This window comes from Leucobacter sp. NPDC077196 (assembly GCF_040687075.1).
Lineage (GTDB): Bacteria > Actinomycetota > Actinomycetes > Actinomycetales > Microbacteriaceae > Leucobacter.
This window is the reverse complement of record NZ_JBFBML010000011.1, coordinates 77,145-93,701: the sequence shown is the minus strand read 5'-3', so window position 1 is coordinate 93,701 and position 16,557 is coordinate 77,145. Positions and strand designations below refer to the sequence as shown.

The 16,557-nt window shown below is 67.4% G+C and carries 17 protein-coding genes and 1 tRNA gene; 6 read left to right on the top strand and 12 right to left on the bottom strand.

Annotated features, from left to right (window positions below):
• Positions 1–76: 76 nt before the first annotated feature.
• The 4 genes from AB0O71_RS11575 to serS all read right to left on the bottom strand — a co-directional run bounded on the left by AB0O71_RS11575 (position 77) and on the right by serS (position 3,047).
• Positions 77–547: a hypothetical protein gene (locus AB0O71_RS11575; RefSeq protein ID WP_363745415.1), complete on the bottom strand. Its 471-nt coding sequence runs from the start codon at positions 545–547 to the stop codon at positions 77–79.
• Positions 548–752: 205 nt separating this feature from the next.
• A tRNA-Ser gene (locus AB0O71_RS11570) sits at positions 753–843 on the bottom strand.
• A 56-nt stretch (positions 844–899) separates the two neighbouring features.
• Positions 900–1,772, bottom strand: coding sequence for an HAD hydrolase family protein (locus AB0O71_RS11565; RefSeq protein ID WP_363745413.1), 873 nt, complete (start codon positions 1,770–1,772; stop codon positions 900–902).
• Between the two features lie 3 nt (positions 1,773–1,775).
• Positions 1,776–3,047 (bottom strand): serine--tRNA ligase, encoded by a 1,272-nt coding sequence (gene serS, locus AB0O71_RS11560; RefSeq protein WP_363745411.1) that lies wholly within the window; start codon positions 3,045–3,047, stop codon positions 1,776–1,778.
• 58 nt (positions 3,048–3,105) lie between these two features.
• Between serS and AB0O71_RS11555 the strand changes: the two genes are divergently transcribed.
• Positions 3,106–4,104 (top strand): diacylglycerol kinase family protein, encoded by a 999-nt coding sequence (locus AB0O71_RS11555; RefSeq protein WP_363745409.1) that lies wholly within the window; start codon positions 3,106–3,108, stop codon positions 4,102–4,104.
• 3 nt (positions 4,105–4,107) lie between these two features.
• Here the strand turns inward: AB0O71_RS11555 and pheA are convergent, their stop codons facing one another.
• Positions 4,108–5,067, bottom strand: a complete 960-nt coding sequence (pheA, locus tag AB0O71_RS11550) for a prephenate dehydratase (protein ID WP_363745407.1) — start codon at positions 5,065–5,067, stop codon at positions 4,108–4,110.
• A 19-nt stretch (positions 5,068–5,086) separates the two neighbouring features.
• Positions 5,087–6,727, bottom strand: a complete 1,641-nt coding sequence (gene pgm / locus AB0O71_RS11545) for a phosphoglucomutase (alpha-D-glucose-1,6-bisphosphate-dependent) (protein WP_363745405.1) — start codon at positions 6,725–6,727, stop codon at positions 5,087–5,089.
• 138 nt (positions 6,728–6,865) lie between these two features.
• Between pgm and AB0O71_RS11540 the strand changes: the two genes are divergently transcribed.
• Complete coding sequence (locus AB0O71_RS11540; RefSeq protein WP_336661845.1) at positions 6,866–7,654, top strand: HAD-IIA family hydrolase; 789 nt, start codon at positions 6,866–6,868, stop codon at positions 7,652–7,654.
• A 228-nt stretch (positions 7,655–7,882) separates the two neighbouring features.
• Here the strand turns inward: AB0O71_RS11540 and AB0O71_RS11535 are convergent, their stop codons facing one another.
• The 3 genes from AB0O71_RS11535 to AB0O71_RS11525 all read right to left on the bottom strand — a co-directional run bounded on the left by AB0O71_RS11535 (position 7,883) and on the right by AB0O71_RS11525 (position 11,006).
• Positions 7,883–8,659, bottom strand: coding sequence for a sulfite exporter TauE/SafE family protein (locus AB0O71_RS11535; protein WP_363745402.1), 777 nt, complete (start codon positions 8,657–8,659; stop codon positions 7,883–7,885).
• Positions 8,660–8,736: 77 nt separating this feature from the next.
• On the bottom strand, positions 8,737–10,284 hold the full coding sequence (locus AB0O71_RS11530) for a gamma-glutamyltransferase (RefSeq protein WP_363745400.1): 1,548 nt from the start codon (positions 10,282–10,284) through the stop codon (positions 8,737–8,739).
• Positions 10,281–11,006, bottom strand: a complete 726-nt coding sequence (locus AB0O71_RS11525) for a FadR/GntR family transcriptional regulator (protein ID WP_363745398.1) — start codon at positions 11,004–11,006, stop codon at positions 10,281–10,283. Before AB0O71_RS11525 ends, AB0O71_RS11530 begins: the two co-directional genes overlap by 4 nt.
• A 263-nt stretch (positions 11,007–11,269) precedes the next feature.
• Here AB0O71_RS11525 and AB0O71_RS11520 point away from each other — a divergent pair, with 263 nt between their 5' ends.
• From AB0O71_RS11520 to AB0O71_RS11510, 3 genes are read left to right on the top strand one after another with little or no spacing between them, the layout of a single operon-like run.
• Positions 11,270–12,163 carry an ABC transporter substrate-binding protein gene (locus AB0O71_RS11520; RefSeq protein ID WP_363745396.1) on the top strand — a complete coding sequence of 298 codons (894 nt, stop codon included), beginning with the start codon at positions 11,270–11,272 and terminating at the stop codon, positions 12,161–12,163.
• 60 nt (positions 12,164–12,223) lie between these two features.
• Complete coding sequence (locus AB0O71_RS11515) at positions 12,224–13,060, top strand: amino acid ABC transporter permease (protein WP_363745394.1); 837 nt, start codon at positions 12,224–12,226, stop codon at positions 13,058–13,060.
• On the top strand, positions 13,057–13,863 hold the full coding sequence (locus AB0O71_RS11510; RefSeq protein ID WP_363745392.1) for an amino acid ABC transporter ATP-binding protein: 807 nt from the start codon (positions 13,057–13,059) through the stop codon (positions 13,861–13,863). Before AB0O71_RS11515 ends, AB0O71_RS11510 begins: the two co-directional genes overlap by 4 nt.
• A 106-nt stretch (positions 13,864–13,969) precedes the next feature.
• Here the strand turns inward: AB0O71_RS11510 and pyrE are convergent, their stop codons facing one another.
• The gene (pyrE, locus tag AB0O71_RS11505) at positions 13,970–14,524 is read right to left on the bottom strand and encodes an orotate phosphoribosyltransferase (protein ID WP_363745390.1); all 555 of its coding nucleotides are present in this window, start codon (positions 14,522–14,524) and stop codon (positions 13,970–13,972) included.
• Between the two features lie 109 nt (positions 14,525–14,633).
• Here pyrE and AB0O71_RS11500 point away from each other — a divergent pair, with 109 nt between their 5' ends.
• Positions 14,634–15,461, top strand: coding sequence for a Sir2 family NAD-dependent protein deacetylase (locus AB0O71_RS11500; RefSeq protein WP_363745388.1), 828 nt, complete (start codon positions 14,634–14,636; stop codon positions 15,459–15,461).
• 8 nt (positions 15,462–15,469) lie between these two features.
• On the opposite strand, the gene AB0O71_RS11495 is transcribed toward AB0O71_RS11500, so the two are convergent.
• Positions 15,470–16,039, bottom strand: a complete 570-nt coding sequence (locus AB0O71_RS11495) for a PIN domain-containing protein (protein ID WP_363745386.1) — start codon at positions 16,037–16,039, stop codon at positions 15,470–15,472.
• Between the two features lie 3 nt (positions 16,040–16,042).
• A complete protein-coding gene (locus tag AB0O71_RS11490; RefSeq protein ID WP_363745384.1) occupies positions 16,043–16,546 on the bottom strand; it encodes an excisionase family DNA-binding protein in 504 nt (167 codons plus the stop codon).
• Positions 16,547–16,557: the final 11 nt, after the last annotated feature.

Below are 16,557 nucleotides of genomic sequence, written 5' to 3'. Positions count from 1 at the left end.
GGCCCAAGGCGGGTAATGCTGCGGGCCAGTACCCTCTTCCCGGAACCGAGTACCAACTAGGTGGACGAGGAGTACCTTAAACGACTACTCGCCACTCAGCCCGGAGTTCCTCACCGAGATTCGCGCCGTCATGACCGACACCGTCGATAACCAAGATCAGGCACAACGTGACCTCCGCCAGAACCTCGGACGCCAACTCACGAAGCTTGAGAAGAAAGAAGAGAACCTTCTCGACCTCGCCGCAGACGGCGCGATCGACACGACCCAAATCAAGGGCCGTCTCTTCCGCATCCAAGAAGAACGCAAACGGCTCAAGACTCAACGCGACGCAGTTGTCATTGACATCACGAAAGGTGCCGAAGCGCTGAACGCCGAGCTCGCACTCCTCGAGAACCCCCACGGCATCTACATGGAAGCCGGCCATGAAGTACGACGCCGACTCAACCAGGCGCTTCTGGGCAACGTGTACGTTTTCCGCGACAACGATGTACACCTCGCCCACAACGAGCCTTACAACTCGTTGTTCGCCGCCGAGACCGCGTTCCACGCGTCCAAGTCGGTATCCGACCGTCAGGCCGTCAGGACTCATTTCAATCGCGCGATCGAGCAGAAGCTCGGCGGCGTGGAGATCAAGACACCTGAGAGTGCTGCCGCCGGAAAGCTCACACCGGAGCAAAGCCGAGACGTGCAGGAACGAGTTGGGGCCCTATTCGAGTCCCTTCCGTTTGGAAGTGTTTCGAATAGGGCCCCAATGGCGGAGGGTAGGGGATTTGAACCCCTGACTGGGGGTTACCCAGTGCTTGTTTTCAAGACAAGTTCCTTCGGCCGCTCGGACAACCCTCCGCCAACGAGCTTAGCAAACGGCGCGCGCGCCGAATGACGGCCAAGCGCGCGACGCGCTACCCGAGCACCGGGAAGCGATCGCGCAGCGCCGCAAGCAGACCGACCTCGTCGATCGTGCCGGTCACACGGCTGGCGACGGCCCGCACATCGTCGACAGCCTGGCCCATGGCTACCGCGTCACCGCGCTTCGCCGCCCACTGCAGCATCTCGATGTCGTTGCGACCGTCGCCCGCCGCGAAGACGCGCGACGCGTCGATCTTGAGGTGCGAGGCGACCACCTCGAGGGCGCTCGCCTTGGTCACTCCGTGCGGAGCGATATCGAGCCACGACGTGTTGCCCACCGCGTACGAGACGTGCGTCAGCCCGAGCGTCTCCACCACGTCGAGAAACTCCTCGAGCCGGTGGTCGGGCGAGACCACCACGACACGCGACGCCTGCACGCCGAGCAGCTGCTCGAACGGCACTCGGCGCTGCGCGGAGGGCAACGTGCCCGTCGGAATGTCGTCGGTGTAGAGGAACCCGCCATCGGCCAGCTCGACCGCGAAGCGCGCGGTCACGAGCTGCGTGCGAATCTTCTGCAGGGCGTCACTCGGGTCGAAGGCTTCGACGAACTCTCGGCGGTATGCGCGGTGAGCGAGCGGGTCGCGACGCAGCGTCACCGCGCCATTGGCCGAGACGACCCACTCGGGGCGGATCCCGAGCCGCTCAACGATGGGCAGCGTGGCGTCGACCGAACGCCCGGTCGCGATCACGACCTCGTGCCCGATCTGATGCAGGGTGAGGATCGCGTCGGCGAGATCGGGGTCGATGTGCCCGCCGCCCGCGTCATTGCCCGCCCCGGCGCCGAACCCGTGGTTCAGCACGGTGCCGTCGATGTCGAGCGCGATGAGGTGCCGTTCGGCGGCGGGGATGCGGGGCGCAGCGTTCACGGGCTAGACCCCCGCGATCGGCGTGAGCACGTCGAGTCCGCCGAGGTACGGGCGCAGCGCCTCTGGCACGATCACGCTGCCGTCGGCCTGCTGGTGCGTTTCGAGAATCGCGACGATCCACCGCGTGGTGGCGAGCGTACCGTTCAGCGTCGCCACCGCAGCGGTCTTGCCGCTCTCGGTGCGGTATCGGGTCGACAACCGGCGCGACTGGTACGTGGTGCAGTTGCTCGTCGACGTGAGCTCGCGGTACGCGTCCTGCGTCGGAACCCAAGCCTCGATGTCGAACTTGCGCGCGGCGCTCGATCCGAGATCACCGGCGGCGACGTCGATGACCCGGTAGTGCAGGCCGAGTGCCTGGAGAATCTCCTCCTGCCAGCCCACGAGTCGATCGTGCTCCGCTTCCGCCTCTGCGGGGTCGGCGTAGACGAACATCTCCAGCTTGTTGAACTGGTGCACGCGCAGGATCCCGCGCGTATCCTTGCCGTGCGATCCGGCCTCGCTGCGGTAGCACGTCGACCACCCGGCGTAGCGGATCGGGCCGGCCGAGACGTCGATGATTTCGTCGGAGTGGTAGCCGGCCAGGGCAACCTCGCTCGTGCCAGTGAGGTAGAGATCTTGCGCCGGCAGGTGATAGACCTCGTCCGCGTGCTCCCCCAGGAAGCCGGTGCCCTGCATGATCTCGGGCTTCACGAGCGTGGGCGTGATAAGCGGGGTGAACCCGTGCTGCAGCGCGCGATCGAGCGCCATGTTCATGAGCGCCAGTTCGAGTCGGGCGCCCACGCCGCGCAAGAAGTAGAAGCGCGCGCCCGACACCTTGGCACCGCGCTCCATGTCGATCGCCCCGAGCATCTCGCCCAATTCGAGGTGGTCGCGCGGTGCGAAGTCGAAGCTCGGCTGCTCGCCCACCTCGCGCAGCGTGACGAAGTTCTCCTCGCCGCCGGCGGGTACCCCGTCGATGACGAGGTTCTCAATGCGCAGCGAGATCGCGTCGAATTCGGCCTCTGCCGCCTTCGCGCGGGCATCAGCGGCCTTCACCGAGGCGGCGAGCTGCTGCGCCTGCTTGATCAGTGCCGGCTTCTCCTCTTTCGAGGCCGCCTTCACCTGCTTGCCGAACTCGTTCTGCTCGGCGCGCAGCGTCTCGAACTCTCCGAGCGCGGCACGGCGACTCGCGTCTGCGGCGAGCGCCTCATCTACCACCGCCTCGTCGTTTCCTCTGGCGCGCTGCGAGCGCTTCACGGCTTCGGGATCGTTGCGGAGGAGGACTGGATCGATCACGCGCTCCAGCTTACCCGCGCGGAGCATCAGAACCGCTGCCCGGCGTTACGCTGGACCCATGCCCGATACCCGCACGCACCACATTCCGTGGGCCGCGGTCGTGTATCAACCGTTCAAGACCGACCTCCCGGCGCTGCGGTCGGCGGTCGCGCATCAAGAGCAGGTCTCGGGCTGGGGTGCGGCCCGCTGGTACGAGACCGCAGCAGAGGACGCGGGGGTCTCGGCTGCCCGGCAGGCGGTCAACGACGGCGCGAACGTCGTGCTCGCGAGCGGGGGCGACGGCACGATCCGGGCAGTGGCCGAGGCGCTCAGAGGCAGCGGGATCCCCGTCGCCGTCGTGCCGCAGGGCACCGGCAACCTGCTGGCGAGAAACCTCGGTGCTCCGCTGAACCGCCTCGACGAGGTCGTGCGCGCCGCCTTCAGCGGCCGCAACCGGCCGATCGACCTCGGCATCGTGCGCATCGTGCGCGAAGACGAATCGGAGAGCGAGCACGCCTTTCTCGTGCTCGCTGGCATGGGGCTCGATGCGCGAGCGATCTCTGCCACGAAGTCGACCCTCAAGAAGCGGCTCGGGTGGCTCGCCTACGTCGACGCCGGCGTGCGCACCATGATCGCCGACCGGCCGCTGCAGGTTCACTACTCCATTGACCGGTCGCCGGTGCGACCGGTCTCGGTGTACACCGTGATGATCGGCAACTGCGGGCTGATGCCGGGCGGCGTGCTGCTGATTCCCGACGCGCAGCTCGACGACGGCAAGCTCGACGTGGTCGCCCTCCACCCGCTCGGCGCGTTCTCGTGGCTGCGCATCTGGCGCAAGATCGGGTGGGAGAACGGCGTGCTGCGCCGCTCGCGCGCGGGGCGCAAGATCATCGACCTCGTGCGCGATACGCGCAGCGTCTCGTACCTGCGCGCCGAACGCTACGCGCTGGCCGTTCCGAAGCCCGAACCGGTGCAGCTCGACGGCGACGACTTCGGGTACGCGCTCACGGTGAGCGGCGAGGTCGATCCGGGATCGCTGATCGTGCGCGTGCTGCCCGAGTGGCAGGCGCACGCATAAGCCTTACACCTCGCCGTCGCGGGTGCCCTCGATCACTCCGCGCAGCCAATCCCGCGCGTCCCTGAACGTGTCGTCGTCGTGCAGGTCATGGATGGTCGCCGCAATACGATCGGCGCGCGGGTACGACCCCAAGAATGAGACCTTCGGGCTGAAGCGCTTCACGCCGAGCAGTGCGTCGGCGACCCGCTCGTCTTTGACGTGCCCCTCGGCGTCGATCACGAAGCGGTACCGGCCCATGCGATCCCCGATCGGACGCGACGCGAGCAGCGTGAGGTTCACACCACGCGCTGCGAACTGCTCGAGCAGATCGAGCAGGGCGCCCGGCCGATCCTCGGGCAGCTCCACCATGAGCGATGTCTTGTCGGCACCGGTGGGCTCCCCCACCGGCACGCTGCGGCTCACCAGCACGAAGCGCGTCACGGCATCGGGGTTCTCGGCGATCCCCTCGGCGAGCACCTCGACGTCGTAGTGCGCCTCGATCCCGGGCGGCGCAATGGCGGCGTCGATCCCCTTCTCAGGGTCGAAGAGGTCGGCAGCGGCCTGCACGTTCGACGTCGCGACGAGGTGGCGGTGCGTCGGCGCGGCGCCGTCGAGCCACGCGCGACACTGTCCGTACGCGACCGGGTGCCCGGCGACGACGCTCACGTCGGAGAGCGCGGTTCCCGGCCTCGCCACGAGCACGAAGCGCACCGGCACGAGGTATTCGCCGATGATGCGCAGGCCCGGAATCGTGGCGAGCGCATCCTGCGCGACGGTGACTCCGCCGTCGATCGAGTTCTCGATGGCGATCATCGCCGCGTCGCTGGCGCCCGTCACCACGTCGTTCAGCGCCTCACCGAGGTTGTCGACCGGGTTCCAGACCTGCCCCTCGGCCTCCGGTACCTGCCGCAGCGCCGCCTCGGTGAACGTTCCCGCCGGCCCCAGGTAGGAGTACCGACGGGGGGCTGCTGAGGCGTGCGACATGCCTCTTAGCGTACCGGCGTCAGTCGGCGAGCACGCGCCCGACCAGCGCCTGCGCGGCTGCCTGCACCTCCGCAAGATGCTCGGCGCCGCGGAAGGACTCAGCGTAGATCTTCATGACGTCCTCGGTGCCGGAGGGCCGGGCGGCGAACCACGCGTGCTCCGTCTGCACTTTGAGCCCGCCGATCGGCGCACCGTTGCCGGGAGCCTCGGTGAGAATAGCGGTGATGCGATCCCCCGCGAGCTCGGTGTCGGTCACGTCGTCAGGCGACAGCGCACCGAGCCGGGCTTTCTGCTCGGGAGTCGCCGCCGCGTCGACGCGCGCGTAGGCGGGCTCGCCGAACTGGGCGGTGAGCTCTCGGTAGCGCTCTGACGGCGACTGCCCGGTCACGGCCTGGATCTCGGCGGCGAGCAGTGCGAGCAAGATGCCGTCTTTGTCGGTGCTCCACGCGCTGCCGTCGAAGCAGAGGAAAGAGGCGCCCGCACTCTCCTCGCCGCCGAAGACGACGCTGCCGTCTGCGAGGCCCGGCACGAACCACTTGAAGCCGACGGGCACCTCGAGCAGCTCGCGATCCTGCGCGGCGACGACCCGATCGATGATGCCGGAGGAGACGAGCGTCTTGCCGATACCCGCCTGGGCGGACCAGTCGGGGCGGTGCGCGAGCAGGTAGTCGATGGCGACCGCGAGGTAGTGGTTCGGGTTCATCAGCCCGTCGGCCGTGACGATGCCGTGACGGTCGGCGTCCGCGTCGTTGCCCGCGACGATCGCGAACGGGCCGCGGTGCTCGTCGACCGTCGACATGACGTGCGTCGACGACGGATCCATGCGGATCTTGCCGTCCCAGTCGAGATGCATGAAGCCCCACTGCGGGTCCACGCCGGGGCCGAGCACGGTGAGGTCGATGCCGAGTCGTTCGCGGATCGCCGCCCAGTAGGCCACGCTCGCCCCGCCCAGCGGGTGCACGGCGAGCGGCACCTTCGCGGCGCGGATCGCGTCGAGGTCGATCGCCTCGCCGAGCGTGTCGACGTAGGCGTTCACGAAGTCGTACCGCTCGACGGCGTCGAACGCAGCGGCGTCCGCGCGCGCGATGTCGGCGCCGGCCTCGAGCAGCTCGTTCGCCCGGGCAGCGATCCAACCGGTCGCGTCGCTGTCTGCCGGCCCGCCGTGGGGCGGGTTGTACTTGAACCCGCCGTCGCTCGGCGGGTTGTGGCTCGGGGTCACCACGATGCCGTCGGCGCGGCCCGGGTCGTCGGCATCGCGACCCCGGTTGTAGCGCAGGATCGCGTGGCTCAGAGCGGGTGTCGGCACGAAGGCCGCATCACCCTCGCCGGCGGCCGCGAGCACGCGCACCCCGGCCGCGAGCAGCACCTCGATCGCGGTGCGCTGGGCGGGCGCCGAGAGCGCATGGGTGTCGGCGCCAATGAAGAGCGGACCGTCGATTCCCCGTGCCGCGCGATACTCGGCGATCGCCGCGCTGATCGCCGCGATGTGCGCCTCATTGAAGGAGGCGGCGAGCGCCGAACCGCGGTGGCCCGACGTGCCGAACACGACGCGCTGCGCTGGGATCGCGGCATCGGGCACGACCTCCGTGTACGCTGCGAGCAGCGCGTCGACGTCGATCAGATCTTCGGGGCGGGCGGGCGTGCCGGCTCGTTCGTGCATGGTTCTAGTGTGCCAGGAGCCCGGCTGGCGCGGGGCGGGCTTGACGCGCGCCCGCTTCGTGCCCCGCATCGAAAGTCGACACCGCTCCGTGCGCAGCACTGAAACCGCGTGTTTACGTGCGCGGACTACGCTGTGGGCATGACTCAGAACGAACCGCACCCTCGCCGCGCTGAGATCGAATGCTGGCTCACCGATATGGACGGCGTGCTGGTGCACGAGAACCGCGCCGTTCCCGGCGCCGCCGACCTCATCAAGCACTGGCGCGAGAACGAGATCCCCTACCTCGTGCTCACGAACAACTCCATCTTCACCGCACGCGACCTCAGTGCCCGTCTCGCCGCCTCGGGAATCTCGGTGCCCGAGGACCGCATCTGGACGAGCGCGCTCGCCACGGCCGCCTTCTTGAAGCAGCAACAGCCCGGCGGCTCGGCGTTCGTGATCGGCGAGGCCGGGATCCTCACCGCGCTGCACGATGCGGGCTACGTCATGACCGAATCGAACCCCGACTTCGTGGTGGTCGGCGAGACCCGCAATTACTCGTTCGAGGCGATCACGAAGGCGATCCGGCTCATCATCAAGGGCGCTCGCTTCATCTCGACCAATCCCGACGCGACCGGGCCGAGCCACGAAGGGCCCCTTCCCGCAACGGGAGCGATCAACGCGCTCATCACGAAGGCGACGGGCAAGCACCCCTACATCATCGGCAAGCCGAACCCGATGATGTTCCGCTCGGCGCTCAACCAGATCGGCGCCCACTCGCACAACACCGGCATGATCGGCGACCGAATGGACACCGACGTGGTGGCAGGCATCGAGGCGGGCCTGCACACGGTGCTCGTGATGACCGGCATCTCGGACCGCGCAGAGATCGAACGCTTTCCGTTCCGCCCCGACGAGGTGCTGGGCTCAGTCGCCGACCTGCTGTAGGCGCTGTTACCCCTTCCTCTCCCCCCTCCCCCGCCCCCATCTGCGAGCGGGGTCACTCTTCGTGCGTGTCGGCGGTGCAACACGCACGAAGAGTGACCCCGCTGCCATGCGCGCGCCGAGGCGGGTCACTTGCGGAGGGTGTTGCTGTCGCGCACCGCTGCGACACCCTCCGAGAGTGACCCCGCTCGCAGCGGCGGCGGCGGGGCGGAGCGCAGCGGCGCGGCTGCGCTACTTCTTCTTGCGGAGCTTGCGCACCAGCATCTGGATGAGGATGAATACGAGGTAGATCGAGAAGGCCACGTTGCCCCAGAAGGGGTCGATCAGCACGGCGAAGAGGTTGCCGATCGGCACGAAGACGCAGGCGCCGAGTCCCACGATCGCTGCTGCGCGCAGGTCGACGTTCTGCCTGCGGAAGTTGCCGATGGTGCCCGAGATCGACCCCGGAATCATCATGAACAGCGAGGTGCCCTTGGCGATGAGGTCGCTCGAGCTGAAGAAGAACATCAGCACGGGCACCACCACGACACCGCCGCCGACGCCGAGCAGCCCCGAGAGCACGCCCGTGATGAAGCCGGTCACGATGAGCATGATGACCGTCAACACGGAGATCTCGATCTCGTCACCGCGCTGCGGCACCACGAACCAGAGGCTCACGATCACGATCGCGAGGAAGCCCATGAAGCCCCACTGGATCGCGCCGACCGGCAGTTTCGCGAGCAGTGCGGCGCCCAACTGAGCACCAGCGACGATGCCGACGGCGAGGCAGGCACCCGCGATCCAATCGACGTGGCCCTGCAGCCCGTACGTCGTCGCACCGACGATCGCAGTGGGCAGGATCGCCGCCACCGACGTCCCTGCCGAGAGCTTCTGGGGCATGCTCAACCAGAGCGCGAGTGCCGGCACGATGATGGTGCCGCCGCCGATTCCGAAGAGCCCGGACAGGATGCCGCCGGCGATGCCGACGAGGAGGAGCGGGAGGAATCCGGGGCGGACAATCTGGTTCATGTGCTGCTTTCTCGCTGAAGCTGGTGCTGAGAGTTCGTGTGGGGTGCGCGCGTCCGGGAGCATACCGGCTCGTCGTTTCAGACGACGATCGCGGAGCCGTCGGATCGCGGGTCGCTCGCGGCGTCGACGCCGTCGGCCGCGTGCGCACCCTCCTGCGCGAGTCGGATCAGGTTCGAGTGGCCGAGATCCTCGTCGGCGGGCGGCACGACCTTCAGCGGGAACCCGGCATCGGCGATCGCCTCGTGCACCGCGGCGGGCACGTCCTCTTCGATCGTAACGCGCACGACCCCGTCGGCACCGGGTTCGTCGACGATCCAGCGCGGCGCGTGCGTCGCCTCCTCCGGCGTCGCACCGGCGAGGGACCGCACCAGCAGCTGCGTGTGGATCTGCGGTTGCGCCGACCCGCCCATCGTCGCGGGCACCCATGCGAGTTCGTCGCCTCGGAGCACGAGCACGGGCATGAGCGTGTGCCGCGGCCGCTTGCCGGGGCCGAACGCGTTCGGGTGCGCGGGGTCGAGCGAGAACGACGTCCCGCGATTCTGGAAGAGAATGCCGGTCTCCGGCTCGAGCACGGCAGCGCCGAATCCGAAGTACACGGAGTTGATGAGGGAGATCGCCCAGCCGTCGGCGCTCACGGCGCTGAGCCCCACCGTGTCGCCGCTCGGCTTCGCCTCGCGCACGGGCGGGTGCGCGGGCGCCTCCGCGTCGATCAGGTCGCGCCCCGTCGCGCCGCCGAAGCGCGGGTCGGCGAGAGACGCGGCCCGCACCGCATTGCTCGCACGGAACGAGCGGGCGAGGTCGCCGGCACCGCGACCTAGCGGATCCTCAATGCCCGCCTCGATGTCGCGCAGTGCGCGCAGCAGCATGAAGCCGGAGGTGTTGGGCGGGCCCGTGAGCACGCGGTGCTCCCCGAACGATCCTTCGAGCGGCTCGCCCCACTCCGCCGAGTATGCAGCGGTGTCGGCGAGGGTGATGCGCGAACCGAGCTTCTGCAGACCCGAGACCCACTGCTCGGCGAGTTCGCCCTCGTAGAACTCGGCCGACCCGCCGGCGGCGAGGCGCTTCAGCGACGCGGCGAGCGCGGGCTGCACGAACGGCGCGCCCTCGACGAGTGGCAGGCCCTCGTCGAAGAACACTCCGCGGCACCCCTCGTCGAGCTCGAGCACCTCGCGGTTCTCGACGATCGCCGCAGCAACCGACCGCGCGGTGGGCACGCCCGCCTCTGCGTGGCGCGTCGCCGCCTCGAGGTGCTGCTCCCAGCGGCGGGTGGCACCGTACTCGTGCAGGGCGCTCCAGCCGCAGATGCCGCCGGGCACCGTGACGGTGTCGATGCCGCGCAGAGGCAGCAGATCACCGTAGCGCTCGCGCAGCACGTCGATCGATTGACCGGCGGGCGCCGTGCCGGTCGCGTTCAAGAACCGTACCTCGCCCTCGGGGTTGCGCACGAGCGCCACGAGATCACCGCCGAGTGCGACGTTGTTCGGGTAGACGACGCAGAGGGTGGCTGCTGCCGCGATCGCCGCGTCGATGGCGTTGCCGCCTTCGCGCAGCACTGCCGCACCGGCTTCGGTCGCGAGGTGGTGGGAGGTCGAGATGGCGCCGCGGGCGGCAGGTGCGGTCGTCATGCGGGGAGTTCCTCCTGAGTCGTCGCGGCGTGCGCGATCTGGTTGCTGATGTCGAGTACGTGGGATCGTGCCTCGTCTTCGGCGAGCGCGGCGTCGCCCGCCGCGATGGCTTCGAAGATGCGCCGGTGCGCGATGCTCGACGCCTGCCGCCGCGCGCGCGTCTGGTAGCGGCTCGCGCGGCTCGGCGCGATGCGCTGAGCGATCTGCTCGTTGATGAGTTCGAGAAGCGGGTTGTGCGCGTACTGCGCGATGGCCTGGTGAAACGCCCGGTCGAGTTCGGCGTAGCGCTCCTTGGTGACGTCGACCTCCATCGCCTCGACGAGCTCGCGCAACTGCGCGATGTCGCGATCGGTCGCACGCGTTGCCGTGATGCGAGCGATTGGGGGCTCGACGATGGCACGCAACTCCATGATGTCGTGCAGCTCGGGCTGCAGGGCTGCGAGCCCGCCCAGTGCAGCGTCGGCAATGTCAGCGCGTTCGCCGGGACTGAGCACGATCGTGCCTCGTCCGGGCCTGCGGTCGATGAGCCCGCGGTTCTCGAGCTCGCGCAGCGCTTCGCGTATCGACACGCGAGAGACGCCGAAGTGCTCGGCGAGATCGCGCTCGGGTGGCAGGCGCTCCCCCGGTTCGAGCTTGCCGTCGAGGATCAGCCGCTCGATGTCGACCGAGAGCCGATCCGGCAGCGACAACGTCGTCGCCCGACCGATATCGTTCCAGTCCACGTTCGCCTCCATCGTGTCCGTCGTGCTTGCGGGATGCGGTCAGCTTCCTCGTGATGCTATCCGACCCCGCGATGGGGGCCGGATGTGTTTCAGTTGCGTTTCGGCTCGGCCTGCCCGTTGACGCGGAAGCCGGTGCCGGGGTATGTTCCATTCAGTTCATCCGTTGGTCTGACCAACTGCTGATCGAGCATACACCCGAAGGATTCGGAGTATGCAATGTTTCTCCCGGCACGAGCCGGGGTTCACCGAACGGAGAAATCATCGTGGCTTTCCCCCCATCTGCGAGGCGCTTCGCGCCCGCGCTGGCGCTCACCGCAGCAGCCGGCCTCATGCTGTCTCTCGCTGCATGCACCGTCACCTCGAACGATGCGGACACCGAGGGCGGCACCGGAGACACGAGCGCCTCAGAAGCGACGCTCGCGCCGCCGACGATCATCAAGGAGGGAGCGCTCACCGTCTGCACCGGCGACAGCGCCCCCAATATCTTCTACGACGAGAACAACGAACTGCAGGGCGTGGAGATCGACATCGCCAACGCGCTCGCCGACAAGCTCGGCGTGGAGGCGACGCTCGGCGAGTACTCCTTCGCCGGCCTGATTCCCGCGCTGCAGGCGAAGCAGTGCGACGTCATCATGGGCTCGCTCTACATCAAGCCGGAGCGCGAGGAGATCGCGAACTTCGTGCCCTATCTCTACTCGGGCACTGCCGTCGCGGTGAACAAGGACAACCCGAAGAACGTGACCGGATTCGACGACTCGCTCTGCGGCACCAAGGTCGTCGGCATCACCGGCGCGACCGGCGCCGCCTCGGCTGAGGAGATCTCGGATGAGTGCGTCGCCGATGGAAAGGACCCGCTCGCGATCACCCTCGTGGACGAGGCGACGAGCGCGCTGCAGCAGGTGCTCGCCAATCAGGCCGACGCCTTCATCGACACCACCGAGATCATGAGCTACTACGAGCAGCAGTCCGACGGCGATCTGATGGCGGTCGGCGAACCGTTCGGCAAGATCCGCATCGGCGCGGCCACGCTGAAAGACAATACTGAGCTGAACGACGCGCTCGACGAGGCCTTCGCAGCAATGATCGACGACGGCACCTACGCCGACATCCTCGCCGAATGGGGCGTCGAGAGCAACGACATCACCCAGCCCGAGTAATCCGATGGGTGCGGCGACCCGAGCGGTCGCCCCACCCATCGGCAACAGGAAAGATACTTCATGAATTTCGACTGGGACTACTTCTGGCAGAGCCTCTTCACGCCCAGTGAGAGCTTCCTCAACGGCCTCGCGCTCACCATCGTGATCTCGATCGCGGCGATGGCGCTCGCGCTCGTGCTCGGCCTGCTGATCGCTCTCATGGGCAGAAGCCGCTTCGTGCCGCTTCGCATCTTTGCGAGCCTCTACATCTGGATCGTGCGCGGCACCCCGCTGCTCGTACAGCTCGTCATCATCTACACGGGTTTCGCGGCGGCGAACCTGTTCAGGTTCGAAGATCTCAACCTGACCATGCAGCTCCAGGACGTCACGGTCGGATTCCTCATCAAGGGCGCCGTGCAGGCAGCGATCGTCGCGCTCATGCTCAACGAGAGCGCCTACATCTCGGAGATCGTGCGCGGCGGCCTCGAGTCGATCGAGAAGGGCCAGACCGAGGCGGCGCTGTCGCTCGGAATGACCCCCCTCGCGTCGATGCGCTGGATCATCGTGCCGCAGGCGATCCGCGTCATGGTGCCGCCGCTCGGCAACTCGTTCAACGGGCTCATGAAGAGCACGTCGATCCTCTCGATCATCGGCGTCGCCGAGATGTTCCAAGTGGGCAGCTCGATGAGCGCTGCGACCTTCAAGGTGTTCGAGATCTACATCGTGGTGGCGCTCTACTACCTGCTCCTCACCACCGTGTGGACGGTCATTCAGACCCTCATCGAGAACTGGCTCAACGCGAAGGCCGGCCTGCCCAAGGCCGAGTCCGTCTGGAAGCGCCTCTTCGGCTTCCGCAGCAAGCGGGACCGCGTCGCACCGAAGAGCCCGATCGCCGACCTGGAAGGAGTCGCGGCATGAACGCGCTCAGCGAATACACCGCCCCGGTCTCCGTCTCGGACGGCCCCATCGTGCGCACCGTCGACATCAACAAGTGGTTCGGCGATCGGCACATTCTGACGGATGTGTCGCTCGAGATCGAACGCGGCGAAGTCGTCGTGCTCGTCGGCCCGTCGGGTGCCGGGAAGACCACCTTCCTGCGCACGCTGAACCGGCTCGAGCCGATCGACAGTGGCGAGATCTATGTCGACGGCCAGCGCATCGGCGAACGGGTGAACGAGAACGGCAAGGTCTCTGAGATCTCGGCGAAGGCACTGGCCGCTCAACGGGCAGACATCGGCTTCGTCTTCCAGCACTTCAACCTGTTTCCGCACATGACCGTGCTCGAGAACATCTGGCACTCCCCGGTGCGGGTGAAGGGCGAGAAGAAGGCCGACGCGATCGCCTACGCGCGGGAACTGCTCGACCGCGTCGGGCTCGCCGACAAGGCCGACGTGCGGCCGCGCTCCCTCTCGGGAGGGCAGCAGCAGCGCGTCGCGATCGCTCGGGCGCTCGCAATGCGCCCGGCCCTCATGCTGTTCGACGAGCCCACGAGCGCGCTCGACCCCGAGATGGTGGGAGAGGTCTTGCAGGTGATGCAGGATCTCGCGAAGGCAGGCATGACGATGATCATCGTGAGCCACGAGATGGGCTTCACCCGCGAGGTGGCGGATCGCCTCATCGTTATGGATGAGGGCGCCATCATCGAGCAGGGCGACCCCGAGCTGGTCTTCTCGAATCCGAAGCAGGAGCGCACTCGGCAGTTCCTGTCCAAGGTGCTCTAAGTTCGGCTGAAGCGACGGCGGCCTCCGATCCCCTGCGGGTTCGGAGGCCGCCGTCGTCTCGGCGCGTGCAGCGCGGACCGAGCCCGAGTCGCGGACCGGGCCCGAGTTACTGCGGGTCGAGCCCGAGGTCGTCGAGGCCGATCGCGTAGCGGTATTCGAAACCGGCCGCTTCAATGCGCTCCTTGGCAGGCGCTTGGCGATCCACCACGACCGCGACCGCCGCGATCTCGGCCCCCACCTTTTGCAGCGCCTCGATCGCCTTGAGCGGGGATCCGCCCGTCGTCGACGTGTCTTCGACCACGACCACGCGCTTGCCCTCAAGATCTGGCCCCTCGACCTGGCGGCCGCGGCCGTGATCCTTCGGCTCCTTGCGCACCACGAACGAGTCGTACACCTTGCCCTGCGCGACGCCCTGGTGCATGATCGCCGAAGCGATCGGATCCGCGCCCATAGTGAGGCCGCCGACCGCGACCACACCGTCGATGTCGTCGATGAGATCGAGCATGACCTGCCCGATGAGCGGCGCCGCACGGTGGTCGAGGCTCAACTTGCGCAGGTCGATGTAGTAGGTCGCCTTCTTGCCGCTCGTGAGGGTGAAGTCGCCGTGGAAGACGGCTTCGCTCGTGATGAGGTCGATGAGCTGTTCGCGCGCGCTGGTCATGATGGCGATTCTACCGGCGGTGGCGAGCGTGCTTCGCGTGCGCCCGTGGCGGAACCCCCTGACCTCGGGCACTGTCGTGCGCTAGCGTGAGTGCCGGAAGAGGAGGCACATGACGCATTCGGGCGAACTCGAGCGGCTCGCGGAACTCTTCGGGGCCGCACCGCTCGCGGTGCTCACGGGCGCCGGCATCAGCACGGACTCGGGCATCCCCGATTATCGCGGTGCGGGTGCTCCCCCGCGCACGCCGATGAGCATCTCGCAGTTCATGGAGGACCCGGCCTACCGCCGCCGCTTCTGGGCCGGCGCGAGAGTCGGCGCGCTGCGAGCTGCGGGTGTCGCCCCGAACGCCGGTCACCTCGCTCTGGCGCGCTTCGAAGCCGCCGGGCTGACGAACGGCGTCATCACGCAGAACGTCGACAACCTGCATCGACGGGCAGGATCCCGAAGCGTCGTCGAGCTGCACGGCAACGGGAGCGTGATCAGGTGCGTTGAGCACGACCATCGCTTCACCCGCGATCAGGTGCTCGGCTGGTTCGATGAGCTCAACCCCGGTTTCGCGGCCCGCAACTCCGAGGCCGATATCGCTCCCGATGGTGACGCGCTAGTGCAGGAGACCGACACGGTCGAGACGCCGAGCTGCCCGGAGTGCGGGTCGATCTTGCGCCCAGACGTGGTCTACTTCGGCGAATTCGTGCCGAAGCCCGTGTTCGAGACGGCCGAGGCGCTCGTCGCCTCCGCCGGCGGCCTATTGCTCATCGGCACCTCTCTCGCGGTGAACACCGGCATTCGCCTCGTGCACCGCGCACAGCTGCGCCGCATCCCGATCGCCGTGATAAACCGCGGGCCGACGGCGATCGACGCTCGCGAGTCGGTGTCGGTGCGCATCGACGGCGGTGCGGCAGAGACCCTCGAGCAGCTCGAGGGTCTCCTGCGCTGAGGGGTGCATCACTCCATGTCAGCGTGCTCGCGGACTGCTTCTGCAAATCGACGGGCGCCGCTTCGGGCGAGTCGATCGAGGAGATGCTCGAGCTTCACGGGAGGCCTGCTCATGTCGCGTGCCTGTTCCCTTACTACGGATACCGCGGCTGCGGGGTTCAGGTCGAGTTGGTCCAGAAGGAAATCGTCGAGCCTGACCGCCTTGATGTCGAACGGCTTGAGGGCGTGATCGGGAAAGTGCTTCGTGTTCTCCGTGACGATGACATCGGCGCGTGACCGGATCGCCGCAGCGAGGACATGGCGATCGCCATCGTCGGGTAATGCAAGGCCGGCGACGAGCGGCTCCCATCCCGTCACCATCGCGTCATCGAAGGCCGTGTTCATCGCCCGAAATCGGCTCTGAAACAAGCTGGGATTTTCGCCTGGATGGATGCGAATGAGAGCGCTGACCGCCTCTTCGATCACCTTCTGCGACCACGTCGGCCGAAAAGCTCCCAGCTCCGCCATCCGAAGATACGTGTCGCTCGGAGCGATCGGAACCATCACGCATGCGTCGAAGAAGGCGGTGAACTTCGCCACTCTCTAGGACTTTCGGGCTTCCTGCAGTGCGTCCTGATAAGCGTCTGAATCGACGTCGTACAGTCCGCCCTCAGTTGCTTGGCGCGTCATGTCACGAAGGAGCGCTCGCCGCTCCCTGCGCTTGCGCTCACGATAGGCGAGCACATCGCCCTGCCGCAGTCGACGGTGCCGCGAATCACCGAGTTGCTCGTACGGGAGCTCGTGATCGTCGAGCAGGCGAACCAGTGTGCTGCGGCTGATACCCAGTAGATTGGCCGCCTGCTGTGTGGTGAGCTGCCGATCTACGGGTTCGACGTGAATCGAAGCCCCCCGCTCCATCGCTTTGACCACGCTGCGCAAGATGTCGTACGCCTCTATTGGCAACGGGATCTGCTGGCCGTCCGGGCCGAGAAGCGCTGCAGGCTCTGAGTGGCTCTCCAAGAACCGCGCCAACTCGAACATCGCAGCGAAGTCCTCGGGCGGGGCAACGAGGTCGTCCTCACGCGTCGGGGGGGCTGTAGATGTCATGAACGAATTAT